This is a genomic window from Saliterribacillus persicus, assembly GCF_003337485.1.
GTDB lineage: Bacteria > Bacillota > Bacilli > Bacillales > Amphibacillaceae > Saliterribacillus > Saliterribacillus persicus.
In genome coordinates, this window is sequence record NZ_QPJJ01000001.1 from 246,900 (window position 1) to 264,840 (window position 17,941).

The 17,941-nt window shown below is 33.6% G+C and carries 15 protein-coding genes; 4 read left to right on the forward strand and 11 right to left on the reverse strand.

The window, feature by feature from the left end:
* Positions 1-8 precede the first annotated feature (8 nt).
* Entirely contained in the window at positions 9-932 is a 924-nt protein-coding gene (locus tag DFR57_RS01045; protein WP_114351275.1) for a polysaccharide deacetylase family protein, read from the forward strand.
* A gap of 66 nt (positions 933-998) precedes the next feature.
* On the opposite strand, the gene DFR57_RS01050 is transcribed toward DFR57_RS01045, so the two are convergent.
* The 7 genes from DFR57_RS01050 to DFR57_RS01080 all read right to left on the reverse strand — a co-directional run bounded on the left by DFR57_RS01050 (position 999) and on the right by DFR57_RS01080 (position 9,418).
* Entirely contained in the window at positions 999-1,595 is a 597-nt protein-coding gene (locus DFR57_RS01050; protein WP_211315328.1) for a Fic family protein, read from the reverse strand.
* An 89-nt stretch (positions 1,596-1,684) separates the two neighbouring features.
* Complete coding sequence (locus DFR57_RS01055) at positions 1,685-2,203, reverse strand: sigma-70 family RNA polymerase sigma factor (RefSeq protein ID WP_114351276.1); 519 nt, start codon at positions 2,201-2,203, stop codon at positions 1,685-1,687.
* Between the two features lie 271 nt (positions 2,204-2,474).
* Positions 2,475-3,611 carry a Gfo/Idh/MocA family protein gene (locus DFR57_RS01060; RefSeq protein WP_114351277.1) on the reverse strand — a complete coding sequence of 379 codons (1,137 nt, stop codon included), beginning with the start codon at positions 3,609-3,611 and terminating at the stop codon, positions 2,475-2,477.
* A gap of 89 nt (positions 3,612-3,700) precedes the next feature.
* Positions 3,701-6,034 carry a glycoside hydrolase family 2 TIM barrel-domain containing protein gene (locus DFR57_RS01065; RefSeq protein ID WP_114351278.1) on the reverse strand — a complete coding sequence of 778 codons (2,334 nt, stop codon included), beginning with the start codon at positions 6,032-6,034 and terminating at the stop codon, positions 3,701-3,703.
* A gap of 132 nt (positions 6,035-6,166) precedes the next feature.
* Entirely contained in the window at positions 6,167-7,048 is an 882-nt protein-coding gene (locus tag DFR57_RS01070; protein ID WP_114351279.1) for a carbohydrate ABC transporter permease, read from the reverse strand.
* A 30-nt stretch (positions 7,049-7,078) separates the two neighbouring features.
* Positions 7,079-7,948: a carbohydrate ABC transporter permease gene (locus DFR57_RS01075; protein ID WP_114351280.1), complete on the reverse strand. Its 870-nt coding sequence runs from the start codon at positions 7,946-7,948 to the stop codon at positions 7,079-7,081.
* A 144-nt stretch (positions 7,949-8,092) separates the two neighbouring features.
* Positions 8,093-9,418: an ABC transporter substrate-binding protein gene (locus tag DFR57_RS01080; protein ID WP_114351281.1), complete on the reverse strand. Its 1,326-nt coding sequence runs from the start codon at positions 9,416-9,418 to the stop codon at positions 8,093-8,095.
* Between the two features lie 140 nt (positions 9,419-9,558).
* Between DFR57_RS01080 and DFR57_RS01085 the strand changes: the two genes are divergently transcribed.
* The 3 genes from DFR57_RS01085 to DFR57_RS01095 all read left to right on the forward strand — a co-directional run bounded on the left by DFR57_RS01085 (position 9,559) and on the right by DFR57_RS01095 (position 13,092).
* Positions 9,559-11,304, forward strand: a complete 1,746-nt coding sequence (locus DFR57_RS01085; protein ID WP_114351282.1) for a sensor histidine kinase — start codon at positions 9,559-9,561, stop codon at positions 11,302-11,304.
* A gap of 120 nt (positions 11,305-11,424) precedes the next feature.
* Positions 11,425-12,429 carry a response regulator transcription factor gene (locus DFR57_RS01090; protein ID WP_114351283.1) on the forward strand — a complete coding sequence of 335 codons (1,005 nt, stop codon included), beginning with the start codon at positions 11,425-11,427 and terminating at the stop codon, positions 12,427-12,429.
* A gap of 57 nt (positions 12,430-12,486) precedes the next feature.
* Positions 12,487-13,092: a DUF624 domain-containing protein gene (locus DFR57_RS01095; RefSeq protein WP_114351284.1), complete on the forward strand. Its 606-nt coding sequence runs from the start codon at positions 12,487-12,489 to the stop codon at positions 13,090-13,092.
* A 166-nt stretch (positions 13,093-13,258) separates the two neighbouring features.
* Here the strand turns inward: DFR57_RS01095 and DFR57_RS01100 are convergent, their stop codons facing one another.
* The 4 genes from DFR57_RS01100 to DFR57_RS01115 form a co-directional block, all read right to left on the reverse strand.
* Entirely contained in the window at positions 13,259-14,254 is a 996-nt protein-coding gene (locus DFR57_RS01100) for an acyltransferase family protein (RefSeq protein ID WP_114351285.1), read from the reverse strand.
* Positions 14,255-14,342: 88 nt separating this feature from the next.
* Positions 14,343-16,106 (reverse strand): glycoside hydrolase family 2 protein, encoded by a 1,764-nt coding sequence (locus DFR57_RS01105; RefSeq protein ID WP_114351286.1) that lies wholly within the window; start codon positions 16,104-16,106, stop codon positions 14,343-14,345.
* A 15-nt stretch (positions 16,107-16,121) separates the two neighbouring features.
* On the reverse strand, positions 16,122-16,985 hold the full coding sequence (locus DFR57_RS01110; protein ID WP_114351287.1) for a carbohydrate ABC transporter permease: 864 nt from the start codon (positions 16,983-16,985) through the stop codon (positions 16,122-16,124).
* Positions 16,986-17,867, reverse strand: coding sequence for a carbohydrate ABC transporter permease (locus DFR57_RS01115; RefSeq protein ID WP_114351288.1), 882 nt, complete (start codon positions 17,865-17,867; stop codon positions 16,986-16,988).
* Positions 17,868-17,941 lie beyond the last annotated feature (74 nt).

Consider the following 17,941-nt stretch of genomic DNA (forward strand, 5'->3'; position numbering starts at 1 on the left):
GCCAACTAATGAAATCACACATTCTATTCAATGTCGGATTCGCCGTTGTTTTTTTCCTTGCCTTTACCTTCATCCTTTCTCTTTATAAGGATGACTTTGTACAGGCGCTAGATTCAGACGATTACTTCCCTAAAGATGCCACACTTGGCATGAACGCCTGCCAAAACTGGACAGAGGACGTTAGAGATTTTAATCCAACTGAGGTAGCAGAAGAAATCAGCGTCTTAATGTATCACCGCGTCGTAGCGGATGATGACGTAGCAGACATCCACTTAGATGAAAATGGAGAAATGCTTTCCACAGTCATTACAAAATCTGCATTTGAAGCACAAATGAAACTGCTTCACGACGAAAATTACACCACTCTAACCGCCAAGGAGTTAGAATACTTTATCAAAGGTGACTTAGAAATCCCAGAGAAAAGCGTTGTCTTAACCTTCGATGACGGCTTTAAGGATAATGCGATAGAAGTCTACCCAGTTTTGAAAAAGTATGACATGAATGCCATTAGTTTTATTATCACAAGCGCAATCAAGAAGTATGATCAAGATTACCAAGCATCCGAGTATCAGTATTTCAGCTTAGATGACCTTAAGAATACATGTGATGTCTTTGAATTCCAGAGCCACACGTATAATTTCCATAAACGAGAGAAGGACCATACACCATACTTGATTGGAAAAGAAGACCCAATCGTTGAAAAGGATTTACAGGCGAGTCTATATAACTTAGAAGGAAGAAACCAAGCCTTCGCATCTCCTTACGGGGAATATGATGAAGAGAATATTGAACTCTTTAAAAAACTAGGCTTTAACATCGCCTTCACCACCAATCCAGTAAGCACAGAAATAGGCACAAACCCATACGAAATACCAAGAAAAGAAATCTTCCCATCCGACAGCATAGAAGATTTCAAGCAGAAAATAGAATAGCAAGAGAAGAAAACGGTGCCTGTCACTTGTCGATTAATCGACAAGTGACAGGCACCTTTTACAACATCATCTACTTGAATAATATTTCTGATTTGGACTTGTTGGTTTTTCGGGTATAGTTAATTGTATTAAACCACCTTTAATTAAAGGGATTAATACTTTGGACCTGAAATGTTCTCTGTGGTACAAGCCCATAAATTCTTGCATCTCATTTCTAGATCTAGGTACCTTACAAAATTCTAATAATTTTTCTATTTCATTATCAGCTTGCTCGGTAGCTTGCTCGGTAGCTTGAGAAACTAATGGAATAATAGTTTTAAAGACATCGCCCTCTATAAATGTAGGTTCAGCACCTGAATATATTTTATTATATTTGTATGTATTCCTTATACCTGAACCGAGTTCATCTACTCGACCAATCTCTTTAAAGAACTTTGCAATCGTTGGATTCTTTGGGAATGGTGAGAAGTTTATAGGATCAATAATTCCATTACCATGAGATTTATTGCTATTCTCAACAAATACTCTTTTATTTTCAATAACTAGTTTTGCTGGAAAAGGATTTGAAAAATCCCTATGAACAAGAATGTTCGATACTACTTCTCTAAATATCGTATCTCTTAGACTGACTCTTTGATCCTTCTCTAAATAAAAATTTATCATTCAGATGCTTTCCAATAAATTGAATCAATCTTTCTTAACTATCAATTAGATTCGACAAGTGACAGGCACCTTGCAAACCTTGCAAAACTTTACAATCTTCGCTCCACATACTCTTCGTCCACCAATATCTTTTGAACTTTCTTTTTAGCGAGTCGTCCCCAATTCTTTACGGCATCTTCTGTGACATTTTCTTTTCCTGCTATTTCTTTTATCGATTTATCTTCTATCACAAAGTGCAAGAACCATTTCCATTGGTTATCGGTTAAAGATGTGCGTATCTTCTTTAATAACCCAGCATCAATGCCAATGCCAGTTTTATTTTCCACCAATAAATCCTCAAAGGTAGTAGCACTTAACACCTTTTCTTTTTTAGCGATTTCCTTCTGATCCTTCGCAATTAGATTACATAACGTTCGACTAATACAGTAATAAGCATATGTAGAGAATTTAGCTTTTTCTTTATCATAGCTTTGATATGCTTGCCATAAAGAAATGGCTGCCTCTTGATAAAACTCATCCTCAGGATCTCTAATCCCGTATTTTTTGATTAAATGATAGATAAGAGGCTCAAATTCCTTTAATAATTGACTAAAATCTACTTCCTTCACGGTCTTTCTCCTATGTAGGCATGGCCATTACCTTGGTATTCCGCGGTAACACCATCTTATAAGAGCATTTGACCTAAGTCATGTCGATCTATTTCATAGAATAACTTGAAAAATAGATTTCCTTTCATGAAAATGCTAATTTCAAAAATAAACACTTCAAAAAATCTAACCTTTGAAGTGTTTAAACAAGTTCCAAGATATTTTCAATTATTGAATGATGAATTTCCACACAAAAAGAATAGTGGCAAGTTAAATTTACAAATCATTATCGCTAACTTTTATTTTCTATAAAATTTTCAATAGAGTTCTTTTTCTCATGAAAATGATTTATATTTTTTAGTAGACCTTCTCTTGTGTAAAATTTACTGCTTTTTTCTAGAGGCAAGTCAATTGCTCTTTCATCATGCGCTGATTGATAGATTGCTGTAATAATTTCTAAAGCACTACGACCCTCTATACCATCTGATAAGAGAGCAATGTTGTCATTGGTTAATGATTGTAACACATGTTCAATTTGACCTTTGTGTCCTTCATATTCTAACGGGGTTAGTGATTCATACATAGCTTCTATTTCCGACTCTAAAGCAGCATTTCTTTCCGGGAATCCATTAGGCATCACACTTGAAGATCTCACTTTAAATGGTGCTGATATTCTCGCTGCTTTTCCTTGGAATATTAATTGTTGTTCCTCTCCGTGATGCACTACTGAACTAGTTATCTGTGCTAAACTCCCATCATCATATTTAGCAATTGCAATGGATATGTCTTCTACTTCTGCATTGTCATGGGATGTGTTCGATGTTACTGCTTGAATAGAGGATGGTATTCCTTTCATCCACTGGAAAATATCAATATGATGAACTGCATGATTTAGCGTGCAGCCACCACCTTCTTTTTCCCATGTGCCTCTCCACCATAGATCGTAGTAACTATATCCTCTCCACCAAAAGGAATCAACTTGCGTATGAACAATAGGACCTGCAAGGCCAGAGTCTAGCATTGCTTTCAACTTCATCATGGTAGTGGTAAACCTATTTTGAGCAATGACAGATAGTTTACGGTTATATTTATTTGCTGCAACTAACATTTGATCGCATTCCTCTAAAGAAGAAGCCATTGGCTTTTCAACAAGAACATGCGCTTTAGCTCTCATTGCATTTATGGATATTTCTGCATGTGTATACGGAGGCGTGCAAACTGAAACTAAATCTATCTTTTCACTTTTAAAGAGATTTTCATAATTTGCATATAAATTCGCTTCTAAACTATATTTTTCTTTTAGAGCCTCTGCCTTTTCCAGATATAAATCACACAAAGCAACTATCTTACATTCATCTGGAAATGTTAAGTATCCTTCTAGATGCGATTGACTAATCGATCCTGTTCCAATTATTGCTACTTGAATCACGCCATCACTCCATTTCCCATTTTTATAAAAATTCCAGAAAAAACACGAGTTGCACAATTCTAGTTTAAAAAAGGTAAAACAAAAATCAACTATATAGCTAATATCTTAGCCACGGCACCTTTAAGACCTTCTGCATTAGCTCGAATTAAGATATTACCAGCGTTACCTTTACTTTGAACAAATACGCGACACCTTCCATGGTAAGCTGACCTCTCCTTTGCTTTATATAATTCACTACTGTCTAAATTGCCATTATCTACCCCTATAATTTCCCCTTCTCCATCAATATCGAATGATATTTTATGTTCCGCAAATGGTACAACAACACCTTTTTCATCTACTACAACCACTTCTACAGCAGAAACATCTTTTGAATCAGCATGAATAGAGTTACGATCAGCTTGAAGTTGAATCTCATATGGGGAATCTGAAGTAGCTAATAAATGCTCACACTTCTTTTCATCATTGATGTATCCGACCGCTTTAATTTCTCCAGCTTCATAGGGTAAATACCACTTCATTATTTTATCTGGAAAGTCCTTTAAAAATTTATATCCTTTTAATTCATCATTAATATATAGTTCTACTTTCTCACAATTAGTAAAGGTGAATATTCTAATTAACTCATTTTCATAATCAGGAAATGTCCAGTGTGAAGCCATTTTAGGTGCATTCCAATGCATTTTGGTTGAAGGAGATGTAATGCTATCGGCATTCACTGCAATATGAACCATTGGCTCCTCTGTCCACACACTTTGTTGAAAATATGACAGCGGCTTTCTTTTTCCTGTTGTATCAACTAAACATGCTGCCCATCCTTTACTTGGCCAATTCATGCTTTCTCCCAAGTAATCTATTCCAGCCCAGATAAATTGTCCAATTACATGATCGTTTGCTACTACATCAAACCATGGATTTACTGGTTCATAGCCTTTAAAAAAGTCACGCGTACCACGAAAGAAAGGGTATGTCTCACTTCCGGTTATAATAATATCAGGATTTCGTTTTTTTATATCGTCATACCATTGCTCCTGATAATTCAAGCTGACTACATCCGTCAGATTTGCCATACTCATGATGACGTCGAGTTTTTCATTTAGATTTGTAATCCCATCTACTTCCCCAGGTGGTCTTATTGCACATGTAACTGGACGAGTTGGTTCAAATTGATGGACATGTTCTACCAAGAGTTTTAATGTATCCAAAGTTTTCGTAGAACCTTGATCTTCTACCTCATTTCCAACACTCCACATAAAAATGGAAGGGTGGTTTCTATCTCTTAATAACATCATTTCCAGATCTTTTTTCCACCAAGCTTCAAAAATTTCTCCATAGCTTCCTGACCACCACTTATCAAAAGCTTCATCAATAACCAAGAAGCCCATTTCATCACACATATCAAGTAATTCTTTTGCAGGTGGATTGTGACTACATCTAATTGCATTACAACCTAACTCCTTCAATGTTTTCAATCGACTTTTTAAAATTTGATCTGGTACAGCTGTACCTAGACTTCCTGCATCATTGTGTATATTTACACCCTTTAACTTAATAGACTTACCATTAATTTTTATTCCGTCTTTATTTAATATCTCTATATTTCTTATCCCAAAAGCTGTGGAATATTGATCTATGATACCCCCTTGTTTGGATATTTCACTTTTCGCACTATAAAGATTTGGCGTGTCAATGGACCATAAAACTGGGTTTTGTACAACTACTTTTTGCGAAATAGTAAGCTTTTTATTTGCTTCAATCCTTACTATTTTTTCATCGGTTGTAATTTCATTTTCCTTTGCATCACATATCGAAGTTTTTAAACTAATTGTTTTATCAACAGTGTGGTTATTCGTGATAGTAGTCTGAATAGTGACAGTTGCTTGTTCTAAAGAATCTAAACATGTTGTTATATAAGTACCCCAATGGTCTACATGTACTCGGTCACAGATAATCATCTCCACATGTCTATAAATACCTGAACCTGTATACCACCGGCAATTTTGTTGATCAGAATTGTCTACTTTTACGGCAATTATATTTTTTTCATCTTTATTCAGATAAGAGGTTAAATCATAATAAAATCCAGTAAATCCATAAGGATGTTTGCCTAAATAGTTACCGTTACACCACACTTCACTATTATGATAAACACCATCAAAATAAAGATATTCTTGTTTATTTTCTTCTAATTCATCTAAATCAAAATGTTTTCTATACCAACCAATTCCAGTTGATAGAAATGCACCACTTTTCCCACTTTCATTATTCTCGTCAAATTCACCTTCAATGCTCCAGTCATGTGGTACGTTTAACTTTCGCCATGTTGAATCATCATAATTTATTTCTTCTGCTCCACTTGGGTTTCCTTTGTAAAAAAGCCAATTAGCATCAAAATCAATATTCTTTCTACTTAATTCATTCATTATTTAACATCCTTTCTTAATTTTTTGACTTAAGTGAGGTGTTCACAAGTTCAGATGAAAGTCTCTATTTAAATGTAATTATCTATTGGTTACCAGTTGTGTGCTATACCAGAATTAACAGATTAATTAATACTATCCTTTAAGACCTGTTGTTGAAATACCCTCAATAAAATATTTTTGCGCAAAAAGATATACAATGATTATCGGAATTAAAGACAATGTTGTTGCAGCCATAATTAAATGATAATCTGCTCCATATAACTGTTGGAAATAACGAATCCCAACTTGTAAAGTGAATAAAGACTGATCACTTAGATAAATCAGTGGATTTATAAAATCATTCCAGCTATTTAATAAGGAAAAGATAACCAATGTTCCCAGCGCAGCCTTAGAGAGCGGTAATATAATATTCCAAAAAATCCGAAATTCAGAGCACCCATCAATCCGTGCGGAATCGCTTAATTCATTTGGGATTGTTAAAAAGAACTGTCTTAATAGAAATACACCAAATGGATGAAATAACTTAACTAATATCAAAGCGGTGTGTGTATTAATTAGTCCCAAATCTCTCATTAAAACAAACTGAGGAATCATTGTTACCTGATCCGGAATCATCATCGTTGCGATATATAAAAAGAATATCTTATCACGCCCAGGAAATTCTAACTTTGCAAAAGCATAAGCAGCAAGTGCTGACGTTAATACCGTTCCAACCGTTGTGAGAAAAGCAACTTTTGTGGTATTCCAATAGAACATGGCAAATGGTACACTTGTCCATACCTTTGGATAATTATCCCACCTAGGATTATCGGGGATTAAATTCATGCTATCTTGAAAAATTGTTGCTGCATCTTTTAATGAGCCAGATAACATCCAAACAAACGGCATTACCATCACCACAGCTACTATTAAAAGAATGAAATAAGTAAATAGAGAAAAAAGTGATTTTCTCAACTTAATATTATTTCCATTTTGAGGTATATTTTTATTATCTAATACATTTGACTGTTTCATTTCTGCACATCCTTCTATAATTTATTTTGTTTAGTAATGCACCCATCTTTTTTGGGTTCTAAATTGAATGATTGTTACCAACAAAATAATGATAAATAGAATATAGGACATTGCTGAAGCATAGCCAAATTCGAAATCTAAAAATGCTGTATTATAGATATGGTAAACTAACACATTAGTAGCTCTACCGGGCCCGCCTTCTGTCATGGCAACAATCGTATCGAAAACTTGAAACGAACTTATCATCGCCATAATGGTACAGAAGAATATAACGGGTGATAGCACCGGTACCGTTACATGAATAAATTGTTTCCACTTGTTTGCACCATCTATTGTTGCTGCTTCATACAAATGGTGGGGAATTCCTTGTAAACCAGCAAGCAATATAATCGCGAAATATCCTACCCCTTTCCAAACAGAAACAATAATAATCGCTGGCATTGCCCATAAAGAAGAACCTAACCAATGTGGGGGATTCTCAATAAATAATGCAATCACTTGATTTATCGGTCCTTCCTTCGTAAACATAGAAGACCAAATTACTCCAACTGCGATCGCTGCTGTTACATTTGGAAGAAAGTATAGTACTCTAAATACACCAATCCCTTTTACTTTTGCGTTCATCATAATCGCTAATAAAACAGAAAATATAATTGTTAAAGGAACAGATACGCCTGTGTAATAAAAATTATTAATAAGAGAAATCTTAAATGTTTCATCTTTCCATAATTGAATGTAGTTTTCTATTCCATTAAACTTCATAGGTGTAAGTCCATCCCAATTAGTAAAACTCATCACTAAGGAAGCTAATATGGGATATAGGACAAATATACTTAAACCTATTAAACTGGGTAAAAGAAACATAAAAGCCACAAGATATTTTTTGTTAAATCTCTTCATTCTTACACTCCTTTCTCTTTACTCTATTCTTTTCACGAAATGAACTCATATTTTAAACCGAATTTACCAATAGGAAATTCATTTAAATATCATGAAGGAAGCCCCTCACAAAATACTTGATACTCGAGGGACTTTATTCTACTTTTATTTATTTAATACTTCGGAATCAATTCTTTCCTGTATCGTATTGAAAGTTTCATCTAGTTCCTTCTCTTGTAAAAGATATAAGGAAACTTCTTCCTCCATTATTTTCATGCCTTCTGTATATAGTGGATCGTCTACTGGAACCTGACTATTAATCGGTCGTTCAAAAAACACTCCAGCATTTTCTGGTTGGTCAAGGCGTTCTACAAAAGCTTCTGTTGTAATATCTGACTGCCATGCAGGAAGAACTCCGTGACCTGCCATAATTTCTCCAGCTTCCTCTGAAGCAAGGTAACTTAGAAACCTTACTGCTTCTTCAGGATGTTCAGTATTTTTTGAAACCATTGCAACTGCCATTGCACCAGCAGATCTTGGTTCCATTCCTTCTGTGTAAGGAAGCGGTGCTACATCATAATTAATTTCACCACTACCATCTTCCATAGCACTATTCAACATTTCAACCAACCATTCCCCATTAAAAAGCATTGCGTGGTTTCCTTGAAGAAATCTACCAGTATAATCTTTTCCTGCTTCACCGACAAGGTCGCTGTATGGTTCTTGCGCTTTATCTTCATAGGATAATTCATAATTTAACTTTGCAGCTTCTTTAAATCCAGCTAAATCTTCAGGGTTATTCGGATTATTTATTCCAGCTGTATTTGCAGGTACTCTCCACCAAGTTGAAGAAGGTTGATAATTTAATGAACCCCATATCTGACCATTTTCACCTTTCATCGTTAGTTCTTTTGCTTTTTCTTCATACGTTTCCCAAGTCCAAGTCTCATCAGGATAATCAACGCCTGCTTCATCAAAAATATCTTTGTTATAATATAAAGCCCATGCTCCAGAGCGATATGGAAGGCTATATAACCCATCCTCTATCTCAAGCTGTTCGATTAAAGGAGAAAGATTCTCTAATTCATTCCTATCTATGAGGTCACTAATGTCTAGCAATTGGCCTTTACTCTGATAGTTGGACATACCACCCACATTTGCAACTGCAAACACATCTAACCCTTCACCAGAAGACATGTTCACTAACAATTTTTGTTCGTATTCATTTGTTGGAACAAACGTAGCATTAATTTTTATATCAGGATTGGCTTCTTCAAACTTTGCAATAACATCTTCCATGTAATTTTCTTCATCAAACCAATCAAAAAAGTTTAGTGTTACCGTTTCTGAGGATTCATTGGATGAATCGGCATTTTCCCTTTCACCGGTTTGACTGTTTGCATCATTACTTGACTCTGTTTCACTGCATCCAATAAGGAATAAAAATAAAATACCTACCACTAGCATTCCAAAAACTTTTTGCTTTTTCATTATCTCTCCACCCTTTTTAATATTTTGTTGAAAAGTAAAGCGTTTACATTTATAGTGTATCTAATAATAAGTGGGTTAAAAAGAAGGATAAAATTCAGATAAGGGAGTAATTTTACAGATTATTGAGAGGAAGTCTTAAATTGAATCAAAAAAAACGTTACACTATAAAAAACAAAATGATTATGACATTTATACCATTAACCGTATTCGCCTTACTCATTATTTCATTATCTAGTTTTTTTCTTTACAGTAATTCACTTCAGAATTCTTATGAAAGGTTGGTGAAGGAAACATTAGTGCAGGTTAACTTCCATCTAGATACTTATCTAAATGATATAGTTCGACTAACACATAGTCCTTATTATAACGATAATATTATGAAAGTCTTAGAAAATAATTCTAATCTTTCCCCTTTAGATGAATCTACATTAATGGACAAAGAACTTTACACCATTTTAACTACACTTCGCGAGGATATTCAGGGGGTATATTTCTATCGAAATGATGGGACTATCTTTTCGAAATCTAGGTATAGGATAACAATGGATCCGACTACAAACTATATAGAGAGTGATTGGTTTAAAAATATTACGCAAACAAAAAAAGAAAAATTTTTTATCAATGAATTAAATATGAGTGGCGTAAATAATCGACCATCCAGAGCATTTTCAGTTGCAAGAGGGATTAATCTTTATGATCAGCCAAGCTTGGCTGCTCTAGTTATAGATATTAATTATACTGGTCTTGAAAACATCATAAAAGATGTCGATATTGGAGATCAGTCCAATATACTAATATTGGATCAGAATAACAATTTGATTATGAGTCAAAATAAACAATTTTTAAGCGCTTTCAACAAAATTGATTTTGACATACCCAGAGTCCAAGAAATTAATTCAAATAATGAAATACTAATCTCTAATTTTGTTGAATCAAATACATCTGATTGGAAAATTGTAGGTATTGTATCAAGAAAAGAAGTATTTATGGACTTAAATGAAATTCAACGATTGATTTTAATTATAGCCGGAATAACCATTTTATTAATTGCTGGTGCATGTATAGTTGTTTCCTACAGAATCACCAAGCCTTTATCCAGTTTAAATAGATTGATGAAAGAAGTTAAAAAAGGAAATTATAATATTGCAATGAAAGAAATTAGAAATGATGAAATTGGAGATCTAGCACGAACGTTTAATGATATGAAATCTAATATAAATCAGTTGGTGCACCAAGTACTTGAAGAGAAATTCAAACAAAAAGAAGCCGAATTAAAAAACTTAAAATATCAAATTCGACCACATTTCTTATACAATACCCTCGAGTCCATACGCTCTCTTGCAGAAATAAAAGGAAATTTGAATATTGTTGAAATGAGTTCATCACTAGGAGCATTCTTGAGGTATAGCATAAAAGAACATAATAATTTTGTCTCTTTTTCGGATGAAATTAATCAGGTCAAGAACTATGTCAACATTCAACAGCTACGCTTTGGGAGTTTAGGTGTGCAATATAATCTAGATCCAAAAGCATTAAAATGCAAAACAATTCCACTTATCCTGCAACCAATTGTAGAAAATGCCATACAACACGGATTTAAAGAAAACATTCATGTTCGGAAAATCATTATAGAAGGACGTGTGCATAATAATGAAACGATTATAATTACAGTAAAAGATAATGGATTTGGCATAGAAAACGAGAAATTAGAACAGATAAATAATGCCTTGCGAGAAAATAATCACGATGCAAATCAACTTGGTATTGGGTTAAAAAACGTTGACTCTCGAATTAAAATGACGTTCGGAGAAAAATTCGGACTTCAGTTAGAAAGCAAAGTCCAAGAAGGAACCACCATTATTTTAATTGTTCCTTATGTTAGTTGAATCTGAAAAATTCTTGATTTATAAATTTGATAAAAACAAAATACGAATAAATTCAATTTATTTTCTTCCATATTTACGAACTTTAATAAGTTTTTAATAACTTACAAAGGAGATTACGTCATGGCTCATGTCTTAATAGTGGACGATGAAAAATTAATAAGAGACGGAATTCATGCAATGATTAATAGAATTATTCCTGGACACGAATGTATTTTAGCAGAGAATGGCCAACGTGCACTTGATATTGTGGAATCGAGAAAAATAGATTTAATTATTTCAGATATTAAAATGCCTATTATGAATGGTATGGAATTTGCAAATGAACTTGTAAAAAAAGATTTTCGAATACCTTTAATCTTCCTTACGGGTTTGGAAGAATTTAAATTGGTACAGCAGGCGATGCGATATGGGGTCATCGATTACTTACTCAAGCCCTTAAACGGTGATGAACTAAAAAAAGTCATAAACACTTCACTAGACTACTCACTTAAAAGTGTCGGTTATGCAATATCTGAAATCACTAAAAATAATATGGAGCAATTTGAATTCGAAATACAAAATTCCTTAGAATCATTGAATAAGCAAGCTACTGAAGGTTTAATAAATAAAATATTTGATCAAATAGAAAATAAACACTATCTATGCCATGAGCTACAACGTATTATTAATTCCTTTTCAATAAAACACAACATATATGGTCCGGACTATCAATATCATCACCAACCATTAAATATTAAACAAACTATTCAAATCACTTCAGAATTAATTGATACCTTACAAGAAAATAACAATGAAAGCTCACTTATAGATATAGCCAAAAGCTATATTAAGCATCATCTTCATGAGCCGCCAACACTAGTAGAGGTATCTGAAGCAGTCCACCTTAACCCAAACTATTTTAGTGATTATTTTAAAGAAAAGACAGGAGAATCATTTAGTAAGTACGTAGCACGATTACGGATCGAAAAAGCCAAATCTTTACTGAAGGATACATCTATTAAAATAAAAGACGTAGCATCACAAACTGGTTATCATGATATTAAAAATTTCCGAAAAAAATTTAAAAGTACGGTTGGTTTCAGTCCAAATCAATATCGTAAAAACCATAAACTTCTCTACAAATAAAATTCAGCAAAATTTTAATACTGTTTCGCGTTTATCAATGAAAGGGTGGTTGAAACGATGAATTTAATGGAAAGTAGACTATATAGATTTGTTGAATTTTTCATCAATCTTTTATTGCTCAATCTTTTATGGTTAGTTTGTTCATTTCCTGTCATTACTATCGGGCCAGCAACTGCGGCACTGTATAGTGTTACTAAAGATTTTATCGAAAAGAAAGAAACTAGAGTAATAAAGCCCTATTTTACTTACTTCAAGGAATTATTTAAGAAAAGTCTTTTTATTGGTCTTGTTGTTCCAATATTAATTATTGCTCTGATTATTAATTTTATATATGTATTAAATTATGATAACTTATTACTACTTACATTCTTTCTTACGTTCTCCCTACTCGTTGTAGCAATGGCTACTTTTATCTTTCCGATCATGAGTATCTATAAATTTACATTGATAGAATTAATCAAGAATTCATTACTTTTTTCTATATTATTTCTACCAGTTTCTCTTTTGAACGTATCTATACTAATAAGTTTGGCCTTTGCGACGTTAAGATTCCCAATAATGATATTTATTAATATATCTCTTTCCTCATTTTTAATTTACCTATTGTGCAAAAAAGCTTTTAGCATAGCAGAGGATCGGAGAATCATTCAGATTAAAGCATAAAGAACACCCCAAAATAAATTTTCACACTGATTTTCAAGCTAAACACTCTATATTTAAGTATCGACTATTTTACAAAGCTGTCGGAATAAAAATTAAATTAATTTTATTTTTGTATTTTTCGTTTTGCGCTTAAATTTAGAAACACACCTTTATTAGACTTGTTTATTTAAGTGTACAGCTTCCTTGAACTGACAATACTAATCAAAAAACCAATTATAAACAACAATATTACGCTAAACAACAGTCCAATCCATGGCCCTAATATCATCCCACTAAGCGTGTCATCTAAAGAAAAAATGAATACATTACTTATAACCAAATAAAATAAAGTATTTTGGCCCATCACCTTTAAGAAAATAAATTCGATTTTCTGTCTTTCTAAAAACTTGCAAAGTAAATAATACATATACAAGAAAAAAGCCGACCCAACTAACCAATAAATAGAAGGTGGAAACCTCATCGGAAGTTGAAAATCATTCCGAATAAGGTAGTAAAAAAATAAAGCTGTCCCTAAAATAGAACCAATAAAATATTTCCATATAAAAACTATTTTGTAATTCGCAAAATAGATGCCAATTAAATAGAATGGCAGATATTGCACTACTGGAAATACCGGAAATAATTCTGTGCCAATAAATAATCCTAAATAAGATGATTGAATAAGGCTATAATCAATGAAGGAAGTCATCAAAAACAGAAATACAAGTGCCCACAAAAGCAGTGGCTTCCCCTTTATCCAATTGATAAAAGGAAATAGAACTAACCCCATTAGCATAATTAACGAAAAGGATAGTAAAAATTCTGACCAACCCGGAATCACCTGCAACAAGATAATCGGTAGAATTGTTGCGATGTCCAAAGACATGTCATCTACATACACCTGAAAAGCTAGACCAGAAATATAAAAAGCTAATAATGTCTTCATCCCAGTAACTAACAATTTCACACGCACCTTAGAAAACGATTTTCTATAGTAAGCCAACTCATTCACATAACCAAAACAAAAGATAAAGCCTGAAAAAGTAACTAAATTGAAAAACTCCATACTAAATCTAGTATTCGGATAAATGCTTACATCACTAAAAAATTGCAATACATGCGTATAAATCATTCCAATAACCAATAGACCTTTAAAGTAATCCATTGCATAATCTCGTTTCACATGCTCACCCTCTATTTTAACTATTTTTAATTGAACAAGGGGTTGTTCATAAATCTAATGAACAACCCCTCTAGTCTTTACCAATTATTTATGCATCATTGATTTTCTTTATTTTCTCCATGTCGATTTTTGGTGTGCGATCTTCATTTAACAGTCCGTTTATTTCCTGTTGCACATCTGTGGTTTGTGTATAACAGTAACCAGATATATATGGAATATCTTTAATTGCATCAGTAATATCTTTGTATCTATTCAAAAATTCCTCTTCTGAGTCAACTTGATTTCCATAACCCCAGCCATTTCCTTCATTAAATGCAATACCGCCATACTCAGTTAGTATTACTGGTTGCCCTTTATATTCATAGCCATTTGCAAAGGCATATTTCTGATTATTGTGTGGGATCTTATTCCCGAGAATATTATCTTTATCTTTATAACGATCGTAAAAGATTTTTCCTACTTCTTCATAATCATGAAGCGCTATAATATCAGAGATCGTGTGCTCCCAGCCATCATTTACGATGACCGGTCTCTCGGAATCGATTGCTTTACTCAAGTAGTAGATTGATTCAGTAAAAGCTTGCTGTTTTTTATCCGTTAAAATATTTGGAATACCCCATGACTCGTTAAACGGTACCCACGTAATGATACATGGATGGTTATAGTTTTGTTGCATAACTTCCAGCCATTGCTTCGTAAAGTTCTCTACAGCTTCATCAGAAAATTCATAGGTTGCTGCCATTTCAGACCATACTAACAAGCCTTTTTTGTCACACCAGTATAAAAAGCGATCATCTTCTATTTTTTGATGTTTTCGTACACCATTAAAACCCATTGCCATGGTTTTATCAATATCTTCTAGCATTGCTTCATCGGAAGGTGGTGTAAGCATAGTTTCTGTCCAGTACCCTTGATCTAATAATAATTTCTGATAGATAGGGCGATTATTAAGCAGCACCTGTCCATCCTTCGTGGATACTTTTCTCATACCAAAATAGGATGTCACTTCATCGACTACTTCATCATTCTTTAATAATCGATATTCTACATCATACAAATTTGGCTGCTCTGGGGACCATAACATCACTTTCCATTCGTGCATTTCGGACAATAACTCCACTTCCATATTTGCATTTGCACGAGTAGGTGTTATAGAAACCTTTTTCACCAATTGCCCGTTAAATGTAATCTTGGTGTCTATTCTATATGAGTCATCTATTTCACCGTTTAGTTTATATTCAAATGCTACGGAGTTATGATCAATGTTTGGCGTAACCTTAACATTATCAATGCTCCTGGTATGGACGAATTCTAACCATACAGTCTGCCAAATACCTGTATTTTGTACATACCAACAACCAAAGTTTTCATCCATCCACCGTTGTTTACCTCTTGGTTGAAAACAGCTATTGCTATCTTCCACCTTAACGACTAATTCATTTTTTTCGGTTATATTCACCGCATTGGTAATATCAAATGAAAAAGCAGCATTTCCCCCCGCATGTTCCCCTATAAAAGAACCATTTATCCATACTTTTGTTAGATAATCTGAAGCTTGAAATCTTAATAACACCCTTTTATCCTTTTCTTTTTCTGGAATATCGAAGTCTCTCTTATACCAAATATATGGATGGAATTTTTCCTCGCCAATACCACTTGCCTTTGTTTCATAAGTAAATGGCACTTTGATATCGGTAGAAAAGGACGGCTGTGCATACCAGTTTTCGCTTTCTCCTCTATTTTGATCATCAAATGCAAATTTCCAGTTTCCATTCAAATTTGACCAAGATTCGCGAACATATTGAGGTCTTGGATATTCTGTACGTTCGTATGTTGTATTATTTGCTGTCATGTTATTTCTCTCCTTTTATCCTTTAATTCCTGTAAAACTTATTCCTTTTACTATTTGCTTCTCAAAAATGAGAAATGCTACGATCACAGGTATGGATGCAATCGCATTGGCTGTCATTGGTTCTACGTATGCCTGCGAATAATTTGAATTAAAAACAGGCAAGCCCACTGGTAATGTATACAATGTTTCAGAAAGTATCGATAAGTACGGCCATAGGAAATTGTTCCAAGAACCGATAAATGTAAAAATACCGATAGCAGCCATCGCAGGTTTTGCTAATGGTAAGACAATTTTATAAAATAATTTAAAATAGGAGCATCCATCGATAGTGGCACTCTCTATTATTTCCTGTGGAACACCATCAAAAAAGCTTTTTAAAATAATGACACCTAAGGGAGAGGCAATCATTGGAAGAATCAACCCTGCATAACTATCAATCATATTAAGATTTTTCACAATCTCATACAGCGGAATAATAGTTGCTTCGCCTGGAATCATTAGTCCAAGTAAGAAAAAGATGTAAATAGTATTTTTAAATCGGAATTTCATCTGTGATATGGCGAAAGCTGCTAAAGCTGTGATAAACAAAGTAAGGATAGTTGTAATGGTTGCCACGAATAAACTATTCCAAAGCCATTTCAAAATCAAACTGTTCATGATTAAATCTATATAATTTGAAAATGTATACGGAGGTGCAAACCATTCAAAAGGATTGGTTGTAGTAAACCCATCTGGTTTAATCGATACAAATAACATCCAAATAATCGGAAATATAAAAATTACGGCAACTCCCAATCCAATAGCAATTTTTAAACTTCGAAATGGGTCTCGCTTTTTCTCCAAAATTTTAGCTCTTTTCTTCCTACTATTTTCAGCCATTTAATTCCCCTCCGATCTTTGGCTTTTAAGCTGCACGATTGAAAGCACTAGCAGGATAAAAAATAATGCATAGGACATTGCCGCCGCATATCCTAAATTATTTTTTGTGAACCCGACTTCGTAAATGTATTGAATCAAAGGACGAGTAGAACCACTCGGACCACCACCGGTAATTAAAAGAATTTGTGCAAACACTTTATAAGAGGCAAGAATTTGCAATAATAATATCACTCGGCCTATAGGTATTAATTGTGGAAATGTAATATATCGAAATTGTTCCCACCTTGTAGCTCCATCAATTTCACTCGCCTCATACAAAGATTCTGGGATATCCTGCAAACTAGCCAAAAACAAAATCATATTAAAACCAACTGTCCACCATAGAGTAACGACAACAATACTAACCCAAGCTAATACTTTGTCAGCCATCCAGAATGGTTCTGCCTCAATTCCTATTAAATGAAGCACACTATTTATTAGACCGTTATAAGGTTGAAGCATAAAAATAGCTAAAAATGAGATTACTGCGACAGATAAGATACTAGGTAAGAAAAAAGATCCTCTGAGAAAGGTTTGGAATTTTGTATTTAAATTAGCTAGTAAAGCTAAACCTAATGCTAACGCAACCATCGTTGGCGTCGTTAAGATTACAAATAACGTTGTATTCCATAAACTGTCCCAAAAAAATTGATCCCCGATCATATCTTTATAGTTTTCTAACCTAACAAATTCTAGTTTTCTAACCAAATTCCAATCATATAAACTCATTTCTAATCCCTTAAGAATAGGGAATATAGTGAAAATCATATATGCAATAAAAAAAGGCAGTAAAAAAGGAATAGCTCTCAGATCTTGCATCCATGCTTTTCTCTTTGAATTCATGACAAGACTCCTTTAAATAGAATAGATATGGAAGTGGATGTCTGTGAACCCTTACTATATTAGACATCCACTAA

Excerpts from the sequence above, each read along its gene's own strand:
- DFR57_RS01045 (WP_114351275.1), top strand. The coding sequence starts at position 9 with ATGAAATCACACATTCTATTCAATGTCGGATTCGCCGTTGTTTTTTTC.
- DFR57_RS01050 (WP_211315328.1), bottom strand. The coding sequence starts at position 1,595 with ATGATAAATTTTTATTTAGAGAAGGATCAAAGAGTCAGTCTAAGAGAT.
- DFR57_RS01065 (WP_114351278.1), bottom strand. The coding sequence starts at position 6,034 with ATGAATGAATTAAGTAGAAAGAATATTGATTTTGATGCTAATTGGCTT.
- DFR57_RS01070 (WP_114351279.1), bottom strand. The coding sequence starts at position 7,048 with ATGAAACAGTCAAATGTATTAGATAATAAAAATATACCTCAAAATGGA.
- DFR57_RS01075 (WP_114351280.1), bottom strand. The coding sequence starts at position 7,948 with ATGAAGAGATTTAACAAAAAATATCTTGTGGCTTTTATGTTTCTTTTA.
- DFR57_RS01080 (WP_114351281.1), bottom strand. The coding sequence starts at position 9,418 with ATGAAAAAGCAAAAAGTTTTTGGAATGCTAGTGGTAGGTATTTTATTT.
- DFR57_RS01090 (WP_114351283.1), top strand. The coding sequence starts at position 11,425 with ATGGCTCATGTCTTAATAGTGGACGATGAAAAATTAATAAGAGACGGA.
- DFR57_RS01095 (WP_114351284.1), top strand. The coding sequence starts at position 12,487 with ATGAATTTAATGGAAAGTAGACTATATAGATTTGTTGAATTTTTCATC.
- DFR57_RS01105 (WP_114351286.1), bottom strand. The coding sequence starts at position 16,106 with ATGACAGCAAATAATACAACATACGAACGTACAGAATATCCAAGACCT.
- DFR57_RS01110 (WP_114351287.1), bottom strand. The coding sequence starts at position 16,985 with ATGGCTGAAAATAGTAGGAAGAAAAGAGCTAAAATTTTGGAGAAAAAG.
- DFR57_RS01115 (WP_114351288.1), bottom strand. The coding sequence starts at position 17,867 with ATGAATTCAAAGAGAAAAGCATGGATGCAAGATCTGAGAGCTATTCCT.